A 1,100-nucleotide genomic window follows, 5' to 3' on the forward strand; every position below is an offset into this window, starting at 1 on the left:
GATAGCGAAGCGTGCAAGGTCATTCCGAATGCGCTGCTCGGCATAAGGGCGTGTCGCGAGCAGTAGCCGCGCCTTGTTGCGGGGGTCGGCGACGTAGTCGATCAGGAGCGGGAGACCGTCGCGATCATGAGCGTCATCGACCACCAACAGCTTTTCGCAGGTGCCAAGCGCTTCGAGGCCTTCGTGGTCTGGGTCGCTTACGGGCGACAGGAAGCGCACCAGCGTTGCCGGATGTGCCGCTGCGTAACGCTAAACTCCAGTCTTGATTAGGCGTGATTAGCCCATGCCACCCGCGCCTGTGACAATTACTTCTGGCTGCTCGCCCTCCAGCCCAGCGTTCAGGGTCTCAAGGTCGCTTTCGCGACCGACAAGCTCCCAGTTATGCGTGAAGGCGCTATCATCTTGGTCGAACGGGGCGAAAAAGCGATCGGCCTTGACCCATGGACCGGGATTGTCGCGTCCGAGCAGGACGAGCCGTTGTCCCCGGAAGAAGATGTCGACAAGATTGTCCTGAAGTTCTCCCGGCAGCCCGCGAACCTTGCGGGATATGTCGTCCTGGTCCCAAACTTCCCAGCCAGCTGCCTCCATCGCATCAGCTGTGGCCGGGCTGGCGACGCGGCTAAGGGCAAGAATAGAGCGATCGACCGGACGGTCGACGCCGGCAATCGCGCGTCGGGCTTCGGCAGGACCAAAGCGCTCGACCTGCTTGCACTGAATGCCGATCGTTTCGCCGTCGCCGATGGCGAGAACGTCCCAACCGCCTTGATCGTGACCGCGACCGCCGCGCACGCGCGTGTTGCGAGTGGGGTAGAGGTAGCTCGTGAGATCCCCAATGAAGCGTTCAAACATCTCTGGTGCAAGCATGCTCAAAGGCAAGAGCGGCGCTACAGCCAGCACGGGCGCTGCGTCAGCCTGCCCGAGTTGCATGAGTCGCGATTCATCGAGTTTGAGCACATTGGCGAGGGGCGCCATCTGATCAATTGATGGCCGGTGCGTGCCCGCTTCCCACCGGCTTACCGACTGTTGTTTGAGGCCGAGCACGCGGGCGAGCGCAGCTTGGGTGAGGTTCGCTCTGGTGCGACCGTCAGTGATGAACTGGG

The 1,100-nt window shown here is 62.0% G+C and carries 2 protein-coding genes; both read right to left on the reverse strand.

Going from position 1 to position 1,100, the window contains the following annotated elements:
* Nucleotides 1–219 (reverse strand): hypothetical protein (locus AB0K82_RS44695; protein WP_364409892.1); only part of this gene is annotated, 219 nt, incomplete at its 3' end.
* Nucleotides 220–276: 57 nt separating this feature from the next.
* On the reverse strand, nucleotides 277–1,100 hold an 824-nt coding region (locus AB0K82_RS44700; protein ID WP_364409894.1), incomplete at its 5' end, for a helix-turn-helix transcriptional regulator.

Origin of the sequence: Actinoallomurus sp. NPDC052274, from assembly GCF_040679475.1 — a bacterium.
Lineage (GTDB): Bacteria > Actinomycetota > Actinomycetes > Streptosporangiales > Streptosporangiaceae > Actinoallomurus > Actinoallomurus liliacearum.